The sequence below is a fragment of the Methylorubrum rhodinum genome (assembly GCF_014199935.1).
Classification (GTDB): domain Bacteria; phylum Pseudomonadota; class Alphaproteobacteria; order Rhizobiales; family Beijerinckiaceae; genus Methylobacterium; species Methylobacterium rhodinum.
Genome location: NZ_JACHOP010000001.1, coordinates 288,354 through 309,334 on the forward strand (window position 1 = coordinate 288,354; position 20,981 = coordinate 309,334).

The 20,981-nt window shown below is 70.6% G+C and carries 20 protein-coding genes; 10 read left to right on the forward strand and 10 right to left on the reverse strand.

All coding sequences use genetic code 11. The features are described 5' to 3' along the window. Positions 1-6 precede the first annotated feature (6 nt). The 3 genes from HNR00_RS01290 to HNR00_RS01300 form a co-directional block, all read right to left on the reverse strand. Positions 7-1,446 carry a L,D-transpeptidase family protein gene (locus tag HNR00_RS01290; RefSeq protein ID WP_183563592.1) on the reverse strand — a complete coding sequence of 480 codons (1,440 nt, stop codon included), beginning with the start codon at positions 1,444-1,446 and terminating at the stop codon, positions 7-9. Between the two features lie 144 nt (positions 1,447-1,590). Next, positions 1,591-2,346 (reverse strand): DUF1796 family putative cysteine peptidase, encoded by a 756-nt coding sequence (locus HNR00_RS01295; RefSeq protein WP_183563595.1) that lies wholly within the window; start codon positions 2,344-2,346, stop codon positions 1,591-1,593. 171 nt (positions 2,347-2,517) lie between these two features. Further along, complete coding sequence (locus tag HNR00_RS01300) at positions 2,518-3,480, reverse strand: acetyl-CoA carboxylase carboxyltransferase subunit alpha (protein WP_183563598.1); 963 nt, start codon at positions 3,478-3,480, stop codon at positions 2,518-2,520. Positions 3,481-3,822: 342 nt separating this feature from the next. On the opposite strand from HNR00_RS01300, the gene HNR00_RS01305 reads away from it, so the two are divergent. After that, entirely contained in the window at positions 3,823-4,608 is a 786-nt protein-coding gene (locus HNR00_RS01305; RefSeq protein WP_183563601.1) for a 3-hydroxybutyrate dehydrogenase, read from the forward strand. Positions 4,609-4,636: 28 nt separating this feature from the next. On the opposite strand, the gene HNR00_RS01310 is transcribed toward HNR00_RS01305, so the two are convergent. Together HNR00_RS01310 and HNR00_RS01315 are read right to left on the reverse strand one after the other, a co-directional pair. Next, positions 4,637-4,996, reverse strand: a complete 360-nt coding sequence (locus tag HNR00_RS01310; RefSeq protein WP_183563604.1) for a CsbD family protein — start codon at positions 4,994-4,996, stop codon at positions 4,637-4,639. Positions 4,997-5,121: 125 nt separating this feature from the next. After that, on the reverse strand, positions 5,122-6,531 hold the full coding sequence (locus HNR00_RS01315; protein ID WP_183563607.1) for a malonyl-CoA decarboxylase: 1,410 nt from the start codon (positions 6,529-6,531) through the stop codon (positions 5,122-5,124). Positions 6,532-6,872: 341 nt separating this feature from the next. On the opposite strand from HNR00_RS01315, the gene HNR00_RS01320 reads away from it, so the two are divergent. The 3 genes from HNR00_RS01320 to HNR00_RS01330 are packed head-to-tail and all read left to right on the forward strand — an operon-like array spanning position 6,873 to position 9,366. Continuing rightward, positions 6,873-8,129, forward strand: a complete 1,257-nt coding sequence (locus HNR00_RS01320; RefSeq protein ID WP_183563610.1) for a pilus assembly protein TadG-related protein — start codon at positions 6,873-6,875, stop codon at positions 8,127-8,129. Further along, positions 8,126-8,731 (forward strand): TadE/TadG family type IV pilus assembly protein, encoded by a 606-nt coding sequence (locus tag HNR00_RS01325; RefSeq protein WP_183563613.1) that lies wholly within the window; start codon positions 8,126-8,128, stop codon positions 8,729-8,731. Before HNR00_RS01320 ends, HNR00_RS01325 begins: the two co-directional genes overlap by 4 nt. Further along, a complete protein-coding gene (locus HNR00_RS01330; protein WP_183563616.1) occupies positions 8,731-9,366 on the forward strand; it encodes a TadE/TadG family type IV pilus assembly protein in 636 nt (211 codons plus the stop codon). Before HNR00_RS01325 ends, HNR00_RS01330 begins: the two co-directional genes overlap by 1 nt. A gap of 35 nt (positions 9,367-9,401) precedes the next feature. On the opposite strand, the gene HNR00_RS01335 is transcribed toward HNR00_RS01330, so the two are convergent. Next, entirely contained in the window at positions 9,402-9,602 is a 201-nt protein-coding gene (locus HNR00_RS01335) for a hypothetical protein (RefSeq protein WP_183563620.1), read from the reverse strand. 239 nt (positions 9,603-9,841) lie between these two features. Here HNR00_RS01335 and HNR00_RS01340 point away from each other — a divergent pair, with 239 nt between their 5' ends. Continuing rightward, complete coding sequence (locus HNR00_RS01340) at positions 9,842-11,017, forward strand: MFS transporter (RefSeq protein ID WP_183563623.1); 1,176 nt, start codon at positions 9,842-9,844, stop codon at positions 11,015-11,017. Here HNR00_RS01340 and cobD read toward each other — a convergent pair. Further along, positions 11,010-11,999 carry a threonine-phosphate decarboxylase CobD gene (gene cobD, locus HNR00_RS01345; RefSeq protein WP_183563626.1) on the reverse strand — a complete coding sequence of 330 codons (990 nt, stop codon included), beginning with the start codon at positions 11,997-11,999 and terminating at the stop codon, positions 11,010-11,012. The genes HNR00_RS01340 and cobD overlap by 8 nt on opposite strands. A 4-nt stretch (positions 12,000-12,003) precedes the next feature. Between cobD and cbiB the strand changes: the two genes are divergently transcribed. Together cbiB and HNR00_RS01355 are read left to right on the forward strand one after the other, a co-directional pair. Then, entirely contained in the window at positions 12,004-12,999 is a 996-nt protein-coding gene (gene cbiB, locus HNR00_RS01350; protein ID WP_183563629.1) for an adenosylcobinamide-phosphate synthase CbiB, read from the forward strand. Positions 13,000-13,209: 210 nt separating this feature from the next. Beyond that, positions 13,210-14,298, forward strand: coding sequence for a DUF3616 domain-containing protein (locus HNR00_RS01355; protein ID WP_183563658.1), 1,089 nt, complete (start codon positions 13,210-13,212; stop codon positions 14,296-14,298). Here the strand turns inward: HNR00_RS01355 and HNR00_RS01360 are convergent. Beyond that, a complete protein-coding gene (locus HNR00_RS01360; RefSeq protein ID WP_183564240.1) occupies positions 14,274-15,740 on the reverse strand; it encodes a cobyric acid synthase in 1,467 nt (488 codons plus the stop codon). The genes HNR00_RS01355 and HNR00_RS01360 overlap by 25 nt on opposite strands. 481 nt (positions 15,741-16,221) lie before the next feature. Here HNR00_RS01360 and HNR00_RS01365 point away from each other — a divergent pair, with 481 nt between their 5' ends. Further along, positions 16,222-16,479, forward strand: a complete 258-nt coding sequence (locus HNR00_RS01365; protein ID WP_183563661.1) for a hypothetical protein — start codon at positions 16,222-16,224, stop codon at positions 16,477-16,479. 209 nt (positions 16,480-16,688) lie between these two features. Then, a complete protein-coding gene (locus HNR00_RS01370; protein ID WP_246390149.1) occupies positions 16,689-17,528 on the forward strand; it encodes a cell wall hydrolase in 840 nt (279 codons plus the stop codon). An 11-nt stretch (positions 17,529-17,539) separates the two neighbouring features. On the opposite strand, the gene HNR00_RS01375 is transcribed toward HNR00_RS01370, so the two are convergent. Then, positions 17,540-19,171 (reverse strand): alpha-D-glucose phosphate-specific phosphoglucomutase, encoded by a 1,632-nt coding sequence (locus HNR00_RS01375; protein WP_183563667.1) that lies wholly within the window; start codon positions 19,169-19,171, stop codon positions 17,540-17,542. A 92-nt stretch (positions 19,172-19,263) separates the two neighbouring features. Then, positions 19,264-19,944: an MgtC/SapB family protein gene (locus HNR00_RS01380; protein ID WP_183563671.1), complete on the reverse strand. Its 681-nt coding sequence runs from the start codon at positions 19,942-19,944 to the stop codon at positions 19,264-19,266. Between the two features lie 139 nt (positions 19,945-20,083). Between HNR00_RS01380 and lgt the strand changes: the two genes are divergently transcribed. Next, positions 20,084-20,974, forward strand: a complete 891-nt coding sequence (gene lgt, locus HNR00_RS01385) for a prolipoprotein diacylglyceryl transferase (RefSeq protein ID WP_183563674.1) — start codon at positions 20,084-20,086, stop codon at positions 20,972-20,974. Positions 20,975-20,981 lie beyond the last annotated feature (7 nt).

The following is a 20,981-nucleotide window of genomic DNA, read 5'->3' on the forward strand; positions in this document are numbered from 1 at the left end:
CCCCCGTCAGTTCTTGAGCGAGCCCGTCGTCGTCACGGCGGCCTGGGGCTTGGCGCCTGGGGTGGCCGCTTTCGGGGCGGCCTCGTTGGCCGGCTTGGGCTTCGTGGTCGCCGGCGCCGGCTTGGCGGCCTGCGCCTCGGCCGGAGCCGCGGCCTTGTCCTTCTTGGCGCCGAGGTTGCCGAGCAGCTTGTGATAGGCGGTCGCGTCGCCCTCGGCGTCGGCTACCGCAATGCGGGCCGGCTTGGCATCCGCGGGTTTGGCGTCCGCAGGCTTGGTCTCTTCCTTCACGGCCACCACCGTCACCGGCTTCTCCTGCGCCTTGCGGGCGGCGGCGGCCTTGGTCGGGCCCGGCGCGTCGGCGGGGGCGGCGGCGATCAGGATCGGCTTGCCCTTGGCGTCGACCTCGATCTCGCGCGGGCCCAGCGCCAGGCTCTCGGGCCGGCTGATCTCGCCGAGATGATGGCGGCCGTAATCCTTGGCCGTGTAGGCGAGTTCCTTCTCCTTCTCTTTCTCCTTGTCGGAGTCGATCAGGCTGGCGAAGGTGGTCGTGGGGGCCGGCTGCGGGCGGAACACCGGGTTCTGGCCGCCGTCCTCGTAGACCACGCGGGTGGCGGGCGCGCCCTTGGCGATCAGCTCGGCGACCTCGCGGTTGTCGCGGTCGCGCTTCTCGGCCACCTGCGTGTCGACCCGTGGGGTGCAGTTGCCCGCCGCCACGTCGTTGCCGCCGAACACGTACTTGGTGCCGCAGGCCGCCACGCGCGGCTCCTCCTTGAGGGTCTCGAAATAGTCCGAGCCCTCCTTGAGGTTCTTCCAGAACGGCGCGTTCGGATCGTTGCGGAATTTTGCGATGTTCGAGGCCGTCATCCGGAACGGGTAGGCCTGGAACTGGAACGCGCGCTGGCCGCCGGCGAACGCCTCGCGGGCGATGGCGTAGATCTCCGACATCGACGCGTCGGTCATGGCGAAGCAACCGGCCGACGAGCAGGTGCCGTGGACCATGATGTAATTGCCGGTGCCGCCCTTGGCGCGATCGACGGCGTTCGGATAGCCGACGTCGAACGACAGGTAGTAGCTGGAATTCGGGTTCATCTGACCCGGCGTGATCGTGTAGAAGCCCTCCGGCGCTTGCCGGTCGCCCTGCTTGTTCTTGGGGCCGAGCTGGCCCGACCAGCGGCAGATCGGGAAGGTCTTGAGCAGCGCGTACTGGCCGGTGCCATTGCGCTTCCAGACCTCCATCTCCGCTTCTTTCTTGAAGGCGCGGATCAGGATCGGGTCGCCCTGGCTCATGCCCTTGGTCTGCATGAGCGAGACGGTCTGGGGCGGAATCGGCGTCAGGCTGCGGGTCGAGGCGCCGCCGAGCATGGCGCTGTCGTTGCAGGCACCGAGCGAGAGCGCGAGGCTCGTCGCCAGAGCGGCGGCAGCCGCCGCCAACGGACGCACAGCCATGGGGAACCCGTCCTCGACTACATTCGTCCGCCGGACTTCAGCCCGTTCGCGGACGCCACTCCCCGTCACCCATAGCTCGGGTAAACTTACCCGAACCTTACCACAAGGCGCCGCCGCATTTGGTCGGCGAGTGTGGCCCGCAAGTTACGGTTCCGCGAGAAGTCGCGCCCGCCCCCCGACGAGACCGGTCACGAAGGCGTCATCGGTAGGGTCGGCGAAGCGGATTCCGGTGGAGGGCGAGCGGGTCTCGACCCGGAGCCGGTCGAACCCGGCCTCGCGGGCCAGTTCGACGGTCGCCGGCGTCTCGGCACCGGGGACGAGTTCGAGCACGGTCAGGTGGTTTTGCGCACGCCGCGCGGCCAGCAGACTGCGGATTTCGGGGAAAACCTCCGGGTCCGTCGGAACCGTGGTCATCAGGTAGAAGCCGTTGTGCGTCCCCGGCATGTCGAGCGCCGTGCGCAGCCGCCGGACGCCGGCCTCGAGGAAGCGGTAATCCGCCTCGCTCGACGCCGGGTCGTGGTGGTTGAACACGAACGGGATCGCGTGACGATCCCGGTAGAGGCGGTGGCGGCAGCGCGTCTCATGCGGCGCCATGCGTTCTTCAAGCGGCGTGCTCTCGTATTGGGTGCGGTCGAGCAGCGCCGAGAAGTCGTCGGCGAGGCAGTCGCGGATCATGCCGGGCGACGAAAAAATCCAGTCGAACGGGCCGGACCACGTGCGCAGCCCCTCGGCCTTGAGGATCTGCGCCATGTGGCAGTGGCTGCCTAGCGAGATGTGGTTGAGCGCGCCCGGCTCGCGGCTGTCCCGCAAGTGCAGGCGATTTGGCAGGCGGCGGACAAGCCGCTTCAGCAGCCCGGCGCCGGGAAGGCGGAGGGGGCTTTTCGGACCGGTCTCACGCATCGCGGTGAGTCTTCTCCCTTCCAACCCCCTCATCCTGAGGTGCCGGAGCAAAGCGGAGGCCTCGAAGGAGGGCTCCAGGGATCGCAGAGACTTCTGAAGCCCTCCTTCGAGGCCGCTTCGCGGCACCTCAGGATGAGGGGGGTGGGTGGGATGATCCGATCGAACCCGCGCTCAGAGCTTGCGGCCGATCTCCAGAAACTTCTGCGCCCGCCGGTCGCGGATCTCGTCGCGGCTCAGGCCGTCGAACTCGGCGAGCGCGCGGGCCAGCGCTTCGCCGGTCGCGTTGAGCGCGGCCTCGCGGTCGCGATGCGCCCCGCCGGTGGCCTCCGCCACGACGCCGTCGATGATGCCCAGCCGCAGGAGATCCTGCGCGGTGATCTTCATGGCTGTGGCGGCCTCGTGGGCGCGGCCCTGGTCGCGCCACAGGATCGAGGCGGCGCCCTCCGGCGAGATCACGCTGTAGATCGCGTGTTCCAGCATCAGGACCTTGTTGGCGGTGGCGATGGCGATGGCGCCACCCGAACCGCCCTCGCCGATGACGACCGCGACGTTCGGCACGCCGAGCGCGAGGCAGGCCTGGGTCGAGCGGGCGATGGCCTCGGCCTGTCCGCGCTCCTCCGCCTCGATGCCGGGGAAGGCGCCGGCGGTGTCGACGAAGGCCAGCACCGGCAGGCCGAAGCGGTCGGCGGTCTCCATCAGGCGCACTGCCTTGCGGTAGCCCTCGGGCCGGGCCATGCCGAAGTTGTGGCGCAGGCGCGCCTCCGTCGTCGCGCCCTTCTCCTGGCCGAGCACCAGTACCGGCCGGCCGCGGAAGCGCCCGAACCCGCCGATGATCGCCTCGTCCTCGCCGAAGAAGCGGTCGCCGGCCAGCGGCGTGAATTCCTCGATCAGCCCGGCGCAGTAATCGACGAAATGGGGCCGCTGCGGATGGCGGGCGACCTGCGTCTTCTGCCAGGGGGTGAGCCCGGCATAGAGGTCGGAGAGCGCCTGCGCCGCCTTGGCCTCCAGCCGCCCCACCTCCTCGTGGATCGAGACGGCGCCGTCGCGCTGGCCCAGCGCCCTCAGCTCTTCGAGCTTCGCCTCGAGTTCGGCGACGGGCTTTTCGAAGTCGAGATAGGAGCGCGTCGCCGCCATCGAATGTCGGTCCAGTCCAATTCGGGTCCGCGGCCCCGCCCGGCACGGTGGGGGGTGATGTCGGGAAAGCGGGCGCGGGTGTCAACCATGGCGGCCCGGTAGGCCGCGTTCACGGCTACCCCGACCACCCGCAACGCCCGTCACGCCGGCGCCGCGAAGCGGAACCCGGAAACCACCCTCGACGCGCGGCGACGAGAGGCGTCGCGGCCGGTCGTGGATGCCGGGTTCGCGGATCAGCGCCCCGGAATGACGGTGGGGAGCGGCTGTAAGTCGACTTCGCGCGAGCCATCGGGCATGTCCGTCCCGGACTGCCCGCGCGGCGCGCAACGGAGAGACGTTTCCATGAGCCTCAAAGGGAAAACCGCCGTCGTCACCGGCTCCACCAGCGGCATCGGCCTCGCGATCGTCCGCGGGTTCGCGAAGGAAGGCGCCGACGTCGTCCTCAACGGCTTCGGCAAGCCGGACGAGATCGAGGCGGCTCGCACCAAGATCGAGTCCGAGTTCGGCGTGAAGGCGGCCTATTCGCCGGCCGACCTGACCAAGCCGTCCGAGATCGGCGGCCTGATTGCGCTCGCCGTCGAGTCGTTCGGCGGCGTCGATATCCTCGTCAACAATGCGGGCGTGCAGTTCGTCTCGCCGATCGAGGAGTTCCCGCCGGAGAAGTGGGACCAGATCATCGCGCTCAACCTCTCCTCGGCCTTCCACACCATGCGGGCGGCGATTCCCCACATGAAGGCCAAGGGCTGGGGCCGCGTCATCAACACGGCCTCGGCGCACTCGCTGGTCGCCTCGCCCTTCAAGTCGGCCTACGTGGCGGCCAAGCACGGTATCAGTGGGCTGACCAAGTCGGCCGCGCTCGAACTCGCCACCTTCGGCATCACGGTCAACTGCATTTCGCCGGGCTATGTCTGGACGCCGCTGGTCGAGAGCCAGATCCCCGACACGATGAAGGCGCGCGGCCTCACCAAGGAGCAGGTGATCGAGGACGTGCTGCTGAAGGCGCAGCCGACCAAGGAATTCGTCACCGTCGATCAGGTGGCCGCGCTCGCGGTGTTCCTGTGCGGGGACGGCGCCAGCCAGATCACCGGCGCCAATCTCGCCATGGATGGCGGCTGGACGGCGCAGTAGCGCCGCCCGCCGACCGTCCGGCGCGTCGTCAGCGGCGCGCGTTGTTCACGAGCAGGGCGAGGCCGTAGCCGACCGCGCCCGCGATCAGCAGGGCCAGGAAGGGATTGTCGCCCACTTGGCTCTGCACCCGCTCGCGTCCGTCGCGCAGATAGGTGCCGCCGTTCCGCGAGACGCGGTCGTAGGCGTCGCTGGCATAGCCGCCGAGGTCGTCGGCGACGTCCCGCACGGTGTCCTTGGCCTGCCCGTAGAGCCGCTGCGTCCGCCCTTCCGCCTCGCGGTAGCGGCCCTCCAGCGAGTCCCGGTCCGAGCCGACGGCGTCGCCGACCGCTCCCTGGGCGCGGCCGCCGAGATCCTTGGCGGCGCCGACGATGCGATCCGTGTCGACCATGGCAAAACTCCTCGTGCTTCGCGGGACGGCCGTTCATGCGCAGCCACCCGGCGTCGGACAGGAGAACGCTCGGGGAGAGGATCGGTCCCGCGCTGCAGCGTAAAAAGCGGTTCGCCGAGCTTGCCCTACCCCGCCTCCGCCAGCACCACCGCCCGCGGCGGCGGCAGGTTCGCCCTCAGCTCTCGGCTGACCGCGGAAGAGGCCGCGACGGTGCCGAGATTGGCGTAGGTCTCGTGGTTCTTCTCGATGGCCGAGAGGTCGTAGAGGTAGTTGACCATCAGCCCGTAGGACTGGCCCAGCCCCTTCTTCGACGTGTCGCCCAGAAAGTTCATCCGCTCCAGCCGGGCGCCGTTGCCGAGATGGAACCGGGCGACCGGATCGAGGGGCCGGCCGCGCTCGTTCTTGGCGCGCAGGAAGTAGGCCGCCGCCGCGGGCAGCATGGCGCGGCGCACCGCCTCGCAGGTCGCCTTGTCGGTTTGCCAATCCTCGCCGTCCAGAGCGCGCAGCGTCTCGACGTCCTCGCGGGTCAGGCCCTGCGGCGCGTCGGCCCTCCGCTCGCGGTCGAGCCAGGTGCGGAAGCCGGGCACCGGCGAGAGCGTCACGAAGGTCTTGAGCGAGGGGATCTCGCGGGCGAGATCCTCGACCACCTGCTTGATCAGGAAGTTGCCGAAGGTGACGCCGGCCAGACCCTTCTGGCAGTTCGAGATCGAGTAGAAGATCGCGGTCGTGGCGCTGCGCGCCGGCACCGGCTCGCGCTCGTGGGCGAGGATCGGCTGGATCGCCGGGGCGATGGCGCCCGTCAGCGCCACCTCGACGAAGATCAGCGGCTCGTCGAGCAGCGCCGGATGGAAGAAGGCGAAGCAGCGCCGATCCGGCGGCTCGATGCGGCGGCGCAACTCCTCCCAATCGGCGATCTCGTGGACCGCCTCGTAGCGGATGATCTTCTCCAGGATGTCGGCGGGCGTCGACCAGTCGATGTGGCGCAGCACGAGGAAGCCGCGGTTGAACCACGAGGCGAACAGGTGCTCGAAATCGCTGTCGAGGCTGTCGACGGCGTCGCGCGCCTCGGGTGCGGCGCCCTGCTCCTTGAGCCGCTTGCGGAGGACAAACAGATCCTCGCGCATCCGCACCAGCGCCAGCGTGCCGCCGCGCGCGAGGTTGAGCCGGCGGATGAGTTCCTGCGAGCGCGGCTCGGCCGCCTCGTGCAGGACGCCGAGACGGCTGCGGGTCGGCTCGGCGCGGTAGGCCGCGATCGCCTCGTCCACCGCCGCGTGGTCGGCGCCGAACTCGCTCGCGACGAGGTCGAGGAAGGCGAGCCGCTCGTCCTGCGGCAGAAAGGCGTAGCGGTCGAGGATCAGCCGGGCGAGCGCCACGCCCGAGGCCTCGCCGCGCCGCGAGATCAGGTCCTCGCACAGCTTGGCGAGGTCGGCGGCACTCGCCGTGCGGGCGAGGTCGCTGCGGCCGAAGCTGATGAGATCGCGACCGCGGTCGCTGATGGTCTGGATGAGATCGCCGAGGAACGAGATCGCCGCCATGACCGACAGGCTCCTGCAAGCCGGGCCGGCGCCCCGGACGGGCGGCCAAGCCTTGCGGGCAAGTTAGGGCCGGGGCTCTCCGTTCGCCAGCGCCGTCACGCCTCGGCGGCGCCGATTCCGGGGAAAGGCGGTGTCCCGAACGCCGGAAAGATTCGGATAACCCTGCGGACGGGACCCGGCCGTTATCCGGGATAGCCCCGGTTCCCGAACAATCGCTTAAACATTTTTCAATTGGCCGTGAATACAGAGAAGCGACCAGTTTTCTCGAAGTCTTTGCGACGGCCATGACCAGCATCGGAAGAATCAAGCGCCTGGGTCGGGACGAACGGGGCTCTCTCCCGATGATCCTCGCCGTGATGATGGTGCCGCTCGCCGGCATCGTCGGCGGCGCGGTCGATTTCGGCCATGCCGTCTCGGAGCGCACCCGGCTCAACACGGCCCTCGACGCCGCGGCCCTCGTGGCCGCCAAGGCTGCGCAGGATGCCGACGTCGCCGGCAAGTCGGACACCGACATCCGCACCAGCGCCGAGAAGGCGGGTTCGGACTACTTCAACGCCATCAAGAACCTGCCCCCGGGAACCGCCGGGCGGATCGAGGTCAAGCTCGTCGACCGCGTCGCCAGCGTGGGGGCGAGCTACACGTCGTCGATGCCCACCACCATGCTGGGCGTGCTCGGCTTCAAGACCCTGCCGATCAGCGGCCGGGCGGCGTCCAACATCAATCTGTCGCCGATGGTCGACATCCATCTGCTGATCGACGTCTCGGCCTCAATGGCCATCGGCGCGACGAGCGCCGACGTCACCAAGCTCCAGAACCGGTTCGGCTGCGCCTTCGCCTGCCACGACAATGCGCAGGTCATCGATACGGTAACGACCGGGCCGTGGTGGAAGCCCAAGACCACCACGACGGTCTATGCCGACTCTTTCGACTGGGCGCAGAAGAACGGCGTCAACCTGCGGATCAACGAGATCAACAAGGGCATCACCGATTTCGTCACGTGGCTGCAGCAGCAATCGGCGACGAACAAGCGGCTGCGCATCTCGGTCCACTCGTTCAGCAACGACCTCACCCAGCTCGTGCCGCTGACTTCGACGCTGGGCAACGCCCTCACCTCGCTCCCGAAGAGCCCCAATGCCTCGAACGAGTACGAGGGGGCGACGCACTTCGCCGAGAACATGCCGAGCTTCGCCAACATGGTCGGCAAGGGCGGCGACGGCAGCGTCACGCCGCGCAAGCTCGTCATCATCGCCACCGACGGCGTTCAGGACCCGAACCGGACCTGGACCTGGAACACCCCGCTTCGCGCCAATGTCCGCCCGTTCGCGCCGAGCGATTGCCGCAAGCTCGACTCGAACGTCTCGGTCGGCGTGCTCTATGCGCCCTATATCGACCTGTCGCCGGACTGGGGCTACCTCGCGACGCTCGGTCAGCCGAGCCAGATCGGCAACAACGGCACGCGCTTCGACGACATCGTCCCGCAGCTCAAGGCCTGCGCGACCGGCGAGAAGCTCTTCATCAACGCCGCGACCTCGACCTCGATCGGCGACGCCTTCAAGGAGATCTTCAAGTCCTTCACCCTCGTGAGGCTCTCGAAGTGAGCGGGCCGGACCATCCGCGCGCGCCGCGCCGGCCGGGCTTCGTCCGCGACGAGGGCGGGGCCTACGCCATCGAGTTCGCGTTCTTCGGCTCGCTGATGGTCGCGGTGATGCTGATCCTGATCCAGTACGCGGTCGTCCACCTCGCGCGCCAGAACCTCAACGCCTCGCTCCAGGTCGCGACCCGCGCCCTGTTGACGGGCTCGTTCCAGAGCGAGAACGGGCCGACGCTCACCCAGGCCAAGGTTCTGGAGAACATGCGCGCGATGATGTGCGGCGGCAGCGGCGCCCCGGCGGTGTTCTTCAAGTGCGAGAACCTGAAGATCGACGTGCAGGTCTCCACCACCAGCTTCGACACCAATGCCTGGAACGCCTCCGCGGTCGATCCGAGCACCGGCAACTGGTCCAAGAGCTACGGCCTCACCTATCAGTGTCCCGGCTCGCAGAGCACCGCCATCGTGCGCGCCGCGGTGAAGCTGCCGATCGTCGCGCCGCTGTTCCTCAAGCTCGGCATGGACGGGTTCAAGGACGGGGCGGTGCTGCTGCAGGCCGCCTCGGTCTTCCGGGTCGAGCCGTTCCAGAAGAGTCTGACCGGAGGCTGCTGATGCGCCGTTCCGTCCCTGGTCCCCTCGCGCTCCGCCGACGCTTCGCCGCCAGCGAAACGGGGATCGCGACGCTCGAATTCGCGGTCCTCGTGCCGCTCCTTTTGGCCTTGGTCTACGGCGTGGCCGAGTACGTGAACGCGTCCGACCATCGGAACAAGGTCAGCGCGCTCGCCCGCACGTTGGCGGACCTGACCTCGCAGAACGTCACGAAGCAGATCCTGCCCGCCACGATGACGGACAACCTGCGCTCGGCCGCGCCGGTGCTGGCCCCGTTCAACGCCACGCTGGCGACGATCCAGATCTCGTCGATCGGCGTCAACGCCGGCAACGCGACCTTCGTCTGCTCGACATGGCCCAAGACCGGCGGGATCCGCACGAAGGGCAAGTCCACCACGATCGACGTCCCGACGAACTTCCAGAGGGCCGGGGCGCGCTTCGTTCTCGCCGAGGTGCGGATGGACTACCAGCCGCTGTTCGGACGGGCCCTCAGCCACCTGATGAGCAGCGCGAAGTTCAACTTCAAATGGTCGGAGACCGTCGCGTGGCCGGTCCGCGGCGGCGAGAGCCTGAAATCGGGCCAGGATGCCGAGGTCGTGATGCCGGAGGGAACGGCCTGCGATCCCAGCCTGACCTGAGAACCGGATCGAGGCTCGGCCAACCACCCGGCGGATCAATCGTCGCAGCGCGGCTCCGCGAGCGCCACGCTGTCGGCGCATTCGCGCCAGTCGGCGACGCCCCGCGTCCGGGCGAAGCGGATCTCGGCGGCCCGCAGGGCTCGCCCGGCATCGCGCGCGCGGGTGATGTCGACATGGCCGACGGTGAACGGAACTCCGAAAATCTCCTTCGCGAACTGGATGCGGTAGGTCGACATGCACGGCTCCATCGTGTCGTGAACGTGTCGCACGCCCTGCCCCGAAACGATCGGCCGTTCTCGGCAGCCGGTCCCGCGTCGGGGACCCGAACCGCGCCAGTCTGCTGAGGGATCAGCCGCTTTCTGCCCTTCGGGCGGGAGGACGCACGGGAAGACATATAGGCAACCGTCCCGCGCATGCCAGCGTCCGCGCCCGTCGGACTGGCGCCCGGCCTTGCCCACGGCGTAGACCGCCGGCCATGCAGAGCCCCGCGCGCGACCTCTCCCGGCCGACCCGGATCGGGCTGACCCTGATCGCGGGCGGCGCGGTCGCCACCATCTACTACAACCAACCGCTGCTAGCTGTGCTGGTGGCCGAGTTCGGCGAGCGGGCGGCCCTCCTGGTGCCGACCGCGAGCCTCGTCGGCTACGGTCTCGGCATCCTGTTCCTCGTGCCGCTCGGCGACGCGCTGCCCCGTCGCGACCTGATCGTGCGCCAGCTCCTCGGGCTCGCGCTCGCCCTCGTGGTCGCGGGCCTTGCCCCCAACCTCGCGGTGCTGACTTTGGCGAGCCTCGCCATCGGCGTGCTCGCCTGCGCGGCGCAGCAGGCGGTGCCCTTCGCCGCCGAACTCGCCCCCGACGCCACCCGCGGGCGCATCGTCGGCGGGGTGATGACGGGGCTCCTGTCCGGCATCCTGTTGGCGCGCACCGCGAGCGGCCTCGTCGGCGCGCATCTCGGCTGGCGCAGCGTTTTTCTCGCCGCGGCGATCGTGTCCGTGGTGCTCGCCTTCGTCGCGTGGCGCACCTTGCCGCGGATCGTGCCGAAGCAGCGCCTGCGCTACCGCGCCCTGATGCTCTCGCTCGTCCACCTCGTGCGGACGCAGCCGGTTCTGCGCAACGCCAGCCTGACCCAGGCCCTGCTGTTTGCAAGCTTCAACGCCTTCTGGGCGACGCTGGCGCTGCTGGTCGAGGCGCCGCCCTTCGGGCTGACGTCGGCGGGCGCCGGATTGTTCGGGGTGATCGGCGTGGCGGGTGCGCTGATCGCGCCGCATTCCGGGCGCTACAGCGACCGGCGCGGGGCCCGTCCCGTCGTGATCGCCGGGAGCGTGTTCGTCGCGGCGGCCTTCGCGGTGCTGGCGCTCGCCGGCCAGACCTCGCTCGCGGCGATCGGGCTCGGCGTGCTGCTCCTCGACATCGGCATCAACGGCGCGCTCATCGCCAACCAGACCCGCGCCTACGCCCTGGTGCCCGGCGCGCGCGGGCGCATCAACACCGTGCTGTTCACGGCGATCTTCGTCGGCGGGGCGCTCGGCGCGTTCGGCGGCTCGCAGGCCTTCCTCCATGCCGGCTGGCCCGGCGTCTGTGCGGTCGGCGGATCGTGCGCACTGGCGGCGCTCGCCGTCGCGCTGCTCGACCGGCGCCGAAGCGTCACTTGAGGACGCGGGAGAGCCGGCACCACGCCGCCTTGTCCAGCGGCAGGCCGAAGCGCAGGTCGTTCGGCCGCTCGGGGAAGCGGCGGACATAGAGGCCGGCTTCGCCCAAACGGCGGAACAGGCCGGGCCCGTCGTCGAACGTGGCGGTGCGGAACAGCCGCGTCCCCCCGATGACGCGACCTCCTGCGCGAAGAATCATGCGGTCGAGGCGGGCCGCGTCGTGGCCCCGCGCCGCGGCGGCCTCCCGGCGCCAGCCCGCGTCGGGGAGCGCGATGACGCCCGCCGCGATGGCCGGGCCCGAGACGGCCCAGGGCCCGAGTGCCGCCTCCAGCCGCCGCGCCAGCGCCGGCTCGGCCAGCGCGAAGCCGAGCCGCAGCCCCGCGAGCCCGAAAGTCTTGCCGAAGGAGCGCAGCACCACGAGGCCGGGGGCGGGCGCGGCGGGTGGCATCTCTTCGAGGTCGGCGAAGGCCTGATCGAGCACCACGAGCCCGCCGGGCGCCACGGCGCGGCGAAGGTCGCAGGACGAGAAGATGCGGCCGTCCGGGTTGTTCGGGCTCACCGCCACCACGACGCCCGCGCCCGCGGCGCCCGCGAGATCGGGCACGACCTCGACCGCGTGCCCGCCCCGCGTCCAGGCGGCGGCGTGCTCCGCATAGGTCGGGCCGACCACGGCGACGTGGGATTTGGGCACCAGCCGCGGCAGCGTCTCGATCAGAATCTGCGTGCCGGGCGCCGCGGCGACGTGGTCCGCGTCCGGCGCGCCGTAGGCGTCGGCCGCCGCCGCTTTCAGCCGGCCGAGGTCGTCGGGCGAGGGCAGGCGGTGCAGCGCGCTGGCCTCGAACGGCGGCAACGGGTAGGGCACCGGGTTGATGCCGGTCGAGAGGTCGATCCACGGCTCGGGCGCCTCCGGAAATAGCCGGCGCGCCGCGCCGAGATCGCCGCCGTGCGGGATCGCCCCAGGCCCTTCCTCCACGCCGCTCCCCATACAGATGCCCTGGACCGCCCTGATCCATCCGCCCGACGCCCTCGGCATCCTCGCGCTCGCGATGACGATCGAGGCGGTCTGCGGCTATCCCGACGGCCTCTACAGGGCGCTCGGCCACCCTGTCACCTGGATCGGCCGGCTGATCGCCCGGCTCGATGCCGGGCTGAACCGCGGCGACATCCGCGCCCGCCGGCTCAAGGGGGTGCTGGCGTTGGTGCTGCTTCTGGCCGTCGTCGCGGCCTGCACCCTGGCGCTCACGGCGCTGGCCGGGCTCGCAGGCGAGATTGTCGGCATCCTGATCCTGGCCCTCCTCACTGCAAGCCTTCCGGCGCAGCGCAGCTTGTTCGTCCACGTCGCCCGCGTCGCCGCCGCGCTCCGGCACGAGGGGCTGCCGGGGGGGCGCCGCGCCGTGTCGATGATCGTCGGCCGCGATCCCGACAGCCTCGACGAGGCCGCCGTGTGCCGCGCCGCGATCGAGAGCCTGTCGGAGAACTTCTCCGACGGCGTGGTGGCGCCGGCCTTCTGGATCGGCGCCGGGGGGCTGACCGGCGGGGCGCTCTACAAGGCGATCAACACCGCCGACAGCATGATCGGCCACCGGACCCCGCGCCACGAGGCCTTCGGCTGGGCCGCGGCCCGGCTCGACGACCTCGTCAACCTGCCCGCCTCGCGCCTGACCGCCCTCCTCCTGATCGCCGCCGCCGCCCTCGACCGCGACGCCTCGGCCCGCGACGCGTGGCGGGCCGTGCGCCGCGACGCCCGCCACCACCGCTCGCCGAACGCCGGCTGGCCCGAGGCCGCCATGGCCGGGGCGCTCGGCCTGCGCCTCGCCGGCCCCCGCACCTACGGCGCCGCCCGCGTCGAGGACGCCTGGATGGGCGACGGCCGTGCGGAGGCCGGCCCCGCCGACATCGAGCGGGCGCTCAGGCTCTACCGGCGGGCCTGTGGGTTGATGTTCGCGGGTGTCGTCGCGGCTGTGGGCGTCGCGTTCGGGCTGTGAGCGTTTTTTCCACCGCCGTCATTCCGGGGCGCCGGAGGCGAACCCGCAAACCACCCGTGATGCGACATTCTGCAACCCGTCGAGGCCCGTCATGGATTCCGGGTTCCGCTCCGCGGCCCCGGAATGACGGCGCCTGGGTTTGAAGCGCCGCGCGTTGACAGCACGCCGCCCCGCCCTCGACACTCCGAAACATCACACCGGACCATCCGATTGCGTTCGTTCCTTCGCCTCTCGACCGTCCTCCTGTTCACGGTGGCACCGGCCATGGCCTCCGAGCCGATCCTGCAACCCGACCCGCAAGCCTACGAACTCGCGGGCGACCTCTGGGCGCCGGGCCGGGACGAGGCGGGCCGGAAGAACGTCGCCGAGGACATCAGCGGCATCGCCTGCGTCGATCTCGGCGGGGGCAAGCGCCGCTGCCTGCTGGTCAACGACGAGGGCGGCAAGGCGCAGTTCGTCGCCATCGACGGTCTCCGGATCGAGGCGAAGCGGCGCGTCGATCTGATCGGCGAAGGCCCGAACCCGGAGACCCTCGGCCGACGGCCGACGGGGCCGGGCTGCCCGGACGCCAAGCAGAAGTTCAAGGAACTCGACGGCGAGGGCGTAGCCTACGCCGCCCCCTACTTCTACGTCACCGGCTCGCATGGGTGCGGGCGGCGGTCGAAAGCGTTCACGCTCTCGGCGATGTTGCTCGCCCGCATCCGCGTGACAGGCGAGGGCAAGCCGGACGTTCCCGAGGGCGCGGAGCCGGAGGGCGCGGTCGAGACCACGTGGCGGCTCGGCGATGCCCTGGCGCGGGCCGAGACCGTCGGCCCCTATTTCCTCAAGGACCTGACCGACGGGAACGGCCTCAACATCGAGGGCCTCGCCGTCGCAGGCGACGACCTCTACGCCGGCCTGCGCGCGCCCTCGCTGGACGGCAAGGCCTTCCTCGTCGCCGTGTCGGTGGAGGCGTTGTTCGCCGAGGGCCATGAGCCCTATACCGGCAGGCCGCGGGTGATCCCGATCGAGGTCGGCGACGGCGCGGGCATCCGCGACCTGACCGTGTTGCCGGACGGCCAACTCCTCGTGCTGACCGGCCCGGCCCAGTTCCAGGACGTGCCCTACCGCCTGTTCCGCTTCGATCCCAAGGGCAATGCCGGCCCGGTGGCGCTCGGGCGCCTCGCCCCGCTCGACGAATCCGAGAGTCGCGGCAAGCCCGAGGCGATCACCATGGTCGGGAAGGACCGCGTGCTGGTGTTCTTCGACAGCCTGAAGAACGGCGCGCCGCGCAGCTACACCGTCCCCGGTTTGCGATAGGGTTCGGCGAGCGCCAGCAGCCGGTCGCAATCGAGATGCGTCTCCAAATGGTCGGCGAAGCGGTCGAGCACCGTCTCGATGCCGGCCTCGTAGCTCTCCGATGACGGCGGCGCGCCGAGCCGCGCGAGCCACGCCGCGCGCTGGCGGTCGTCGGCGAACAGCCCGTGGACGTAGGTGCCGGACACGAGCCCGTCGGCCGAGACGGCGCCGTCCGGCCGCCCGTCGGCGAAGCGCAGCAGCGGTTTTTGGGTGTCCGGCCCGGTCGTATCGCCGATATGCATCTCGTAGCCGGAGAACGGTGCGCCGTCGCTCAACGTCTCGCCGGTCACGGCGACGAGGCGCTTCTGCCCGCGCATCACCGTCTCGACGTCGAGCAGGCCGAGGCCGGGTATGGTGCGCGGCGCGCCCTCGATCCCGTCGGGGTCGGCGATGGTGCGGCCGAGCATCTGGTAGCCGCCGCAGAGACCCAGCACCGGCCGCCCGCGCCGCACGTGGGCCAGGATGTCGATGTCCCAGCCCTGCGCCCGGACGAAGGCGAAGTCGTCGATCGTGGTCTTCGAGCCCGGCAGCACGATCAGCGCGGCCTCCGCCGGGATCGGCGAACCGGGGCGCACGAAGGTGACCGCGACGCCCGGCTCCTGCCGCAGCGGGTCGAGGTCGTCGAAATTGGCGATGTGCGGCAGCACGGGTACGGCGACGAGCGGCACGCCCTCGCGGCGCGCATCCGGAGCGTCGAGCGCCACCGCGTCCTCCGGCGGCAGGCGGGCGGCGTCGGGGAAGAACGGCACGAGGCCGAGCGGGGCCCAGCCGGTGCGCGCCGCGATCAGCGCCATGCCGTCGGAAAACAGCGTCGGGTCGCCGCGGAAGCGGTTGACGATGAAGCCGCGGATCATCGCCGCGTCCTCAGAGTCGATCACCGCCTGCGTGCCGACGAGGCTGGCGATGACGCCGCCGCGGTCGATGTCGCCGACGAGGACCACCGGCGTGCCCGTCGCGCGGGAAAACCCCATATTGGCGATGTCGCCCCGGCGCAGGTTCACCTCGGCCGGCGAGCCGGCGCCCTCGACCAGAACGAGGTCGGCTTCCGCCGAAAGTATGTCGAAGCTGTCGAGCACCGAGGCCATCAGGCGCGGCTTCCAGCTCTGATACTCGCGGGCCTTGGCGGTGCCGATCATGCGCCCCTGTACCACCACCTGCGCGCCGATATCGCTCTGGGGTTTGAGCAGCACCGGGTTCATGTGGACCGAGGGCGTCACCCGCGCGGCCCTCGCCTGGAGCGCCTGGGCCCGGCCGATCTCGCCGCCATCCTCTGTGACGGCGGCGTTGTTCGACATGTTCTGCGGCTTGAACGGGCGCACCCGCAAGCCGCGCCGGGTGAAGGCGCGGGCGAGCCCCGCCACCAGCAGCGACTTGCCGACATCGGAGCCGGTGCCCTGGATCATCAGGGCGCGGGTCACGGGGCGGGGCTCAGCGCGTTCGGCATGCGCTCCGAATGGCACCGCGCCGTCGCGCGGTCGAGGGCTTTGCACTTCGGAGTCGCACGCAGCTTCCATCGACGCACGCTGTCGTTCCGGGTCGACGCAGGCGAACCCGGCTCCCACGACGGGCCGCGACGGCGCGGCGCCACGGGGCATCGCGGCGAGTCGCAGATTGTACGCCTCCGGCGCGCCCGTCCGGGTCCGGGGGCCGCTTCGCGGCCCGGGAACGACGCGCGGTCAGGAGGGGTATGTCGCAGGAGGGGTCTGTCGATCGCGGTCATCAGGCCGCTCTCGCCCTCCTTCGGCTGCGGGCGCGCAAGCTACGCAATAATTTTGCGGATGACGGCGTGAACCCATGTCGTGCTGGTGCGTTTGCTGCTAACGGGAGTCCGCGCGCGGGAGCGCCGGCCTGTCGTATGGTCCGGGTCCTCGCGGGACTTGCCACATGCCGAATCCCGAATCCCCCGTCGCCCTTCTCGATGCGCACGCCGGCGTGCCGGTTCCCCGGGCGATGCAACACGCCTATCTCTGGATTCTCGCGAGCCTGATCACGGCTTTTGGGCTTTTGGGGCTCGCCTACGCCCTGTCTACGCACAGCGAGCGCGAGGCCGGCCGAATGATCGTCGCCTCGCAGGCGGGGGCCGGCTATCTCGCCGTGGTGGTCGGTGGCTTGGCCGCACGCCACGGCCACCCGGTCCGGTGACCGCGTCCACCCGCCGAGGGGGCCGGGCTTAACCGTCCGGCAACCACGTTCGCGATTAAATCCGCGCCGATAAGGAAAGGTCGCCGCAGCCTGCGCTAGGCTGTGGCTCCCGGACCTGCCGTGAGCGTGGGATGTCGGCGTTGCGTGCGAGTCGCGTTCGAGGACTAGGCCTGGGGCCGCGCTTCGTCGTCTCGGCTGTCGTGCCGTGGATGCTGGCGAGCGGCCTGCTGATCTCCTTCACGGCCAGCGCCGGCACCGACGCGACCCTGCCGCCGGAGCGGCTGTTCGAGCGCGAGGTCGCCACCACCGGCGCGATCTCTCCGGCCTGGAACGCCGACATGATCGCCGCCGGCATCGTCGTGACGCCGGATTCCGCGCATGACGGAGAGCCCGACGACGGCTCCCTCCCCTCTCTCGCGAATTCCGACGGCGCGACCCCTGCCGTGCCCCGCGCCGTCGCCCTTTCCTCGGTCACGCCCGCACCCGCCGACGCGACGCCGATCGAGGTCGCCGCGGCGAGCCTCGTCCTGCCGGGCTTCTCGCCGCGCCTCGACCGCGCCCCGCAGCCGAGCGAGCCGGAGGCGGACACGGCCTCGCCCGAGGCCAGGCATCGCTACGCCGACCTGATCGTGCCGGAGGCGATGGACAAGGAGCAGCGCTGCCTCGCCGAGGCCGTCTACTTCGAGGCCCGCAGCGAGCCGGAAGAGGGGCAGGCCGCGGTCGCCCAGGTGGTGCTGAACCGCGCCAAGAGCGGGCTCTACCCCTCGACCGTCTGCGGCGTCGTCTACCAGAACCGGCACCGCTTCATGGGCTGCCAGTTCTCCTTCGCCTGCGAGGGCAAGTCCCTGCGCATCACCGATGCCGGCTCGTGGCAGACCGCCACCCGCATCGCCAGCGCGGTGATCGAGGGCCGGACCTATCTCAGCGAGGTCGGCGGAGCGACGCACTACCACGCCGATTACGTGAAGCCCGGCTGGTCGCGCCGGCTGAAGCGGAACGACGTGATCGGCCGCCACATCTTTTATCAGTTGAAGCCGAACCAGACCTGAGCCGCCGCGCCCTACGTCACCACGCTCGGCTCGGCGCGGCCCGTGATCGCCTCGATCTCCGCCAGATCCCGCGCCACCGCGACGACCGGGGCCAGCACCTCGACCACCGGCTGCTCCAGCCGCGCCGGATCGCTCTCGTAGCGCTCAAGATAGACCCGCAGCGTCGCCCCGGCGGTGCCGGTGCCCGACAGCCGGTAGACGATGCGGGCATCCTCGGCGAAGGTGACGCGCACGCCCTGCGCCTCGGTGACCGAGCCGTCGACCGGATCGACGTAGCGGAAGTCGTCGGCCGCCTTCACCGTCATCCCGCCGATCGTCGTGCCCGGCAGGCTCGCGACCTTGGCGCGCAGGCCGTCCATCAGCCGCTTGGCGGCGTCCGAATCGATCTCCTCGTAATCGTGGCGGGTGTAGTAGTCGCGGCCGAATTCGGCCCAGTGCGCCCGCACCAGATCCTGAGCCGGCTTTCCCGTCGCGGCCAGGATGTTGAGCCAGAGCAAAACCGCCCAGAGCCCGTCCTTCTCGCGCACGTGGTTCGAGCCGGTGCCCGCGCTCTCCTCGCCGCACAGCGTGATGCGGCCGGCATCCAAGAGGTTGCCGAAGAACTTCCAGCCGGTCGGGGTCTCGAACGCCTCGATCCCGAGCTTTTTCGCCACGCGATCCGCCGCGCGGCTCGTTGGCATGGAGCGGGCGACGCCCGAGAGCCCGCCCGCATAGCCCGGCGCCCGGTGGGCGTGGGCGGCCAGGATCGCGAGGCTGTCGCTCGGCGTCACGAACAGGCCCGGCGCCACGATCATGTTGCGGTCGCCGTCGCCGTCCGAGGCCGCGCCGAAATCGGGCGCATCGGGGCCGTGCATCAGGTCGTAGAGTTCGTGGGCGTGGACCGGGTTCGGATCGGGATGGTGCCCGCCGAAATCGGGCTTGGGCTCGCCGTTGACGACGGTGCCGGGAGCCGCGCCCAAAGTGTCCTCCAAGATCGCCTTGGCGTAGGGGCCGGTGATCGCCGAGAGCGCGTCGAAGCGCATGCGGAAGCCCGAGGCGAACAGCGTCGTGAGCGCCTCGAAGTCGAACAGTGCGTGCATCAGCTCGGCGTAGTCGGCGACCGGATCGATGATCTCGACGCTCATGCCGTCGATCTCATGGGTTCCGGTGGTGCCGAGGTCGAGGTCGGGCGCGTCCGAGATGCGGTACGCGGCGATCGCCTTGGTGCGCTCGAAGATGGCGCCGGTGACGCTTTCCGGCGCGGGACCGCCGTTGGCACCGTTATACTTGATGCCGAAATCCCCCTCCGGCCCGCCGGGATTGTGGCTCGCCGAGAGCACGATGCCGCCGATCGCCCCGTGCTTGCGGATGACGCAGGAGGCGGCCGGTGTCGAGAGCAGGCCGTCGCGGCCGACCAGCACGCGACCGAGGCCGTTGGCCGCCGCCATCTTGATCGCGATCTGCACCACCTCGCGGTTGAAGAAGCGCCCGTCGCCGCCGATCACCAGGGTCGCGCCCTCGCGCTCCGGGATGCAGTCGAGGATCGCCTGCACGAAGTTCTCGACGTAATGCGGCTGCCGGAACACCGGCACCTTCTTGCGCAGGCCCGAGGTGCCGGGCTTCTGGTCCGGGAAGGGGGTCGTGGTGACCTGCTTGGCAGCCATGCTGGCGCGTTCCTCAGATTCGCTGCGAACGTCCTAGCGCAGATTCGCCCCGCAACGAGGCCGGCAACGCCGATTTCCCCGCCCGGATCGCGTCATTCCTGGCCCCCGGAGCGGACGCGGATCACCGCCGGGTTCTCGCGCAGGCGCCGGGCGACCGCCTCGACGCTGGCGCGCGGCAGACGGGCGAAGGTGATCGTGACCTCCTCCAGCCCCGGCTCCTCGCCCGGCCGCACAACGAATTGCCGGATGCGCGAGGCGCGCTCGCCTGTGACGTCGGGCAGCGCGTCGATGGCGAGGCTGCCGGCCTTGACCGTGAGCCGGAGTTCGCAGGCCTGATTCCGGTCGCGCCAGCGCTCCTCGATCGGCTTCACGCCCGCCAGGATGCCGACGACGAGCGCGGTCGCCGCGATGGCCGGCACGTAGAGCCCGCCGCCGACGGCCAGCCCGATCGCCGCCACCGCCCACAGGCTGGCCGCGGTGGTGAGCCCCTTCACCACCTCGCCGCGCAAGAGGATCGTGCCTGCCCCCAGGAAGCCGATGCCGGAGACGACCTGGGCCGCCACGCGCGAGGGATCGAGCACCACGTCCTGGCGCCCGAGCACGTCGGAGAAGCCGAAGGCCGAGACCAGCATGAACAGGCAGGCGCCGACGCAGACCAGCATGTGGGTGCGCAGGCCCGCGGCCCATTGCAGCCGCTCGCGCTCGAACCCGATCACGCTGCCCATGGCGCCGGCCAGAAGCAGCCGCGCCACCATCTCCGTGTTGCCGAGCATCGCTTCTCCTCGAACGCAGGGACGCCGGAAACTCTGCGCCCGCCGCTCGGCCGGGTGCAACCCGCCCGCCTTGACGCCCGAAGCCGCGCGGGTCCAATGCGGCGCGATTGTTCGGAAAAACGTCGCCCAAGGGCCGCCGATGCCGCCGCTCCTCGCCCTGCCCTTTCCGGCCGTCGATCCGGTCGCGGTCTCCCTCGGGCCGGTCGAGATCAAGTGGTACGCGCTCTCCTACATCGCCGGTCTGATCGGCGGTTGGTTCTACGCGCGCCGGCTGGTGCAGGCGGAGTCGCTGTGGGGCGGGGTGAAGCGTCCGAGCCTCACCGACATCGACGACCTCGTGGTCTGGGTCGCGCTCGGCGTCGTGCTCGGCGGGCGGATCGGCTACGTGCTGTTCTACAATCTGCCGCTCTATCTCGATCAGCCGCTGGAGATCCTGGCGATCCGCAACGGCGGCATGTCGTTCCACGGCGGCTTCCTCGGCGCGGTCCTGGCGATGCTGCTGTTCGCCCGCGCGCGCTCGCTCGGCGGCCTCAACCTGCTTGACATCTCCGCCGTGGTGGTGCCGATCGGCCTGTTCTTCGGCCGCATCGCCAACTTCGTGAACGGCGAGCTGTGGGGCCGGGCCGCCCCCGATTTCCCCTACGCCGTGGTCTTCCCCACCGGGGGCGACGTGCCGCGCTATCCGAGCCAGCTCTTTGAAGCCGCGACCGAGGGCCTGCTGCTGTTCGTCGTCATGGCGTTGGCCGTGCGCCGCTTCGGCTTCCGCCGGCCGGGGCTGCTCGGCGGCCTCTTCGTCCTCGGCTACGCGGTGACCCGGACCTTCTGCGAGTTCTTCCGCGAGCCGGATCGGCAGCTCGGCTTCCTGTTCGGGCAGGACGTGAACGCGCTGGGCGGGGGCATCACCATGGGGATGCTGCTCTGCGTGCCGATGGCGCTCGTCGGCATCGTCGCGATCGTGCTCGCCGCCCGTGGAGTCACGCGGCCGCGTCGGAAAAGCCCGGAGATCCAGGCCGAGGCCGGGCAGATCTGAGCGTGGC

Coding starts and splice junctions, on each gene's coding strand:
- HNR00_RS01375 (WP_183563667.1), bottom strand. CDS start 19,171: ATGGCTGCCAAGCAGGTCACCACGACCCCCTTCCCGGACCAGAAGCCC.
- HNR00_RS01315 (WP_183563607.1), bottom strand. CDS start 6,531: ATGGCGGCGATCTCGTTCCTCGGCGATCTCATCCAGACCATCAGCGAC.
- HNR00_RS01290 (WP_183563592.1), bottom strand. CDS start 1,446: ATGGCTGTGCGTCCGTTGGCGGCGGCTGCCGCCGCTCTGGCGACGAGC.
- HNR00_RS01330 (WP_183563616.1), top strand. CDS start 8,731: ATGCGCCGTTCCGTCCCTGGTCCCCTCGCGCTCCGCCGACGCTTCGCC.
- lgt (WP_183563674.1), top strand. CDS start 20,084: ATGCCGCCGCTCCTCGCCCTGCCCTTTCCGGCCGTCGATCCGGTCGCG.
- HNR00_RS01370 (WP_246390149.1), top strand. CDS start 16,689: ATGCTGGCGAGCGGCCTGCTGATCTCCTTCACGGCCAGCGCCGGCACC.
- HNR00_RS01340 (WP_183563623.1), top strand. CDS start 9,842: ATGCAGAGCCCCGCGCGCGACCTCTCCCGGCCGACCCGGATCGGGCTG.
- HNR00_RS01300 (WP_183563598.1), bottom strand. CDS start 3,480: ATGGCGGCGACGCGCTCCTATCTCGACTTCGAAAAGCCCGTCGCCGAA.
- HNR00_RS01310 (WP_183563604.1), bottom strand. CDS start 4,996: ATGGTCGACACGGATCGCATCGTCGGCGCCGCCAAGGATCTCGGCGGC.
- HNR00_RS01335 (WP_183563620.1), bottom strand. CDS start 9,602: ATGTCGACCTACCGCATCCAGTTCGCGAAGGAGATTTTCGGAGTTCCG.
- HNR00_RS01295 (WP_183563595.1), bottom strand. CDS start 2,346: ATGCGTGAGACCGGTCCGAAAAGCCCCCTCCGCCTTCCCGGCGCCGGG.
- cobD (WP_183563626.1), bottom strand. CDS start 11,999: ATGGGGAGCGGCGTGGAGGAAGGGCCTGGGGCGATCCCGCACGGCGGC.
- cbiB (WP_183563629.1), top strand. CDS start 12,004: ATGCCCTGGACCGCCCTGATCCATCCGCCCGACGCCCTCGGCATCCTC.
- HNR00_RS01380 (WP_183563671.1), bottom strand. CDS start 19,944: ATGCTCGGCAACACGGAGATGGTGGCGCGGCTGCTTCTGGCCGGCGCC.
- HNR00_RS01365 (WP_183563661.1), top strand. CDS start 16,222: ATGCCGAATCCCGAATCCCCCGTCGCCCTTCTCGATGCGCACGCCGGC.
- HNR00_RS01360 (WP_183564240.1), bottom strand. CDS start 15,740: ATGATCCAGGGCACCGGCTCCGATGTCGGCAAGTCGCTGCTGGTGGCG.
- HNR00_RS01305 (WP_183563601.1), top strand. CDS start 3,823: ATGAGCCTCAAAGGGAAAACCGCCGTCGTCACCGGCTCCACCAGCGGC.
- HNR00_RS01320 (WP_183563610.1), top strand. CDS start 6,873: ATGATCCTCGCCGTGATGATGGTGCCGCTCGCCGGCATCGTCGGCGGC.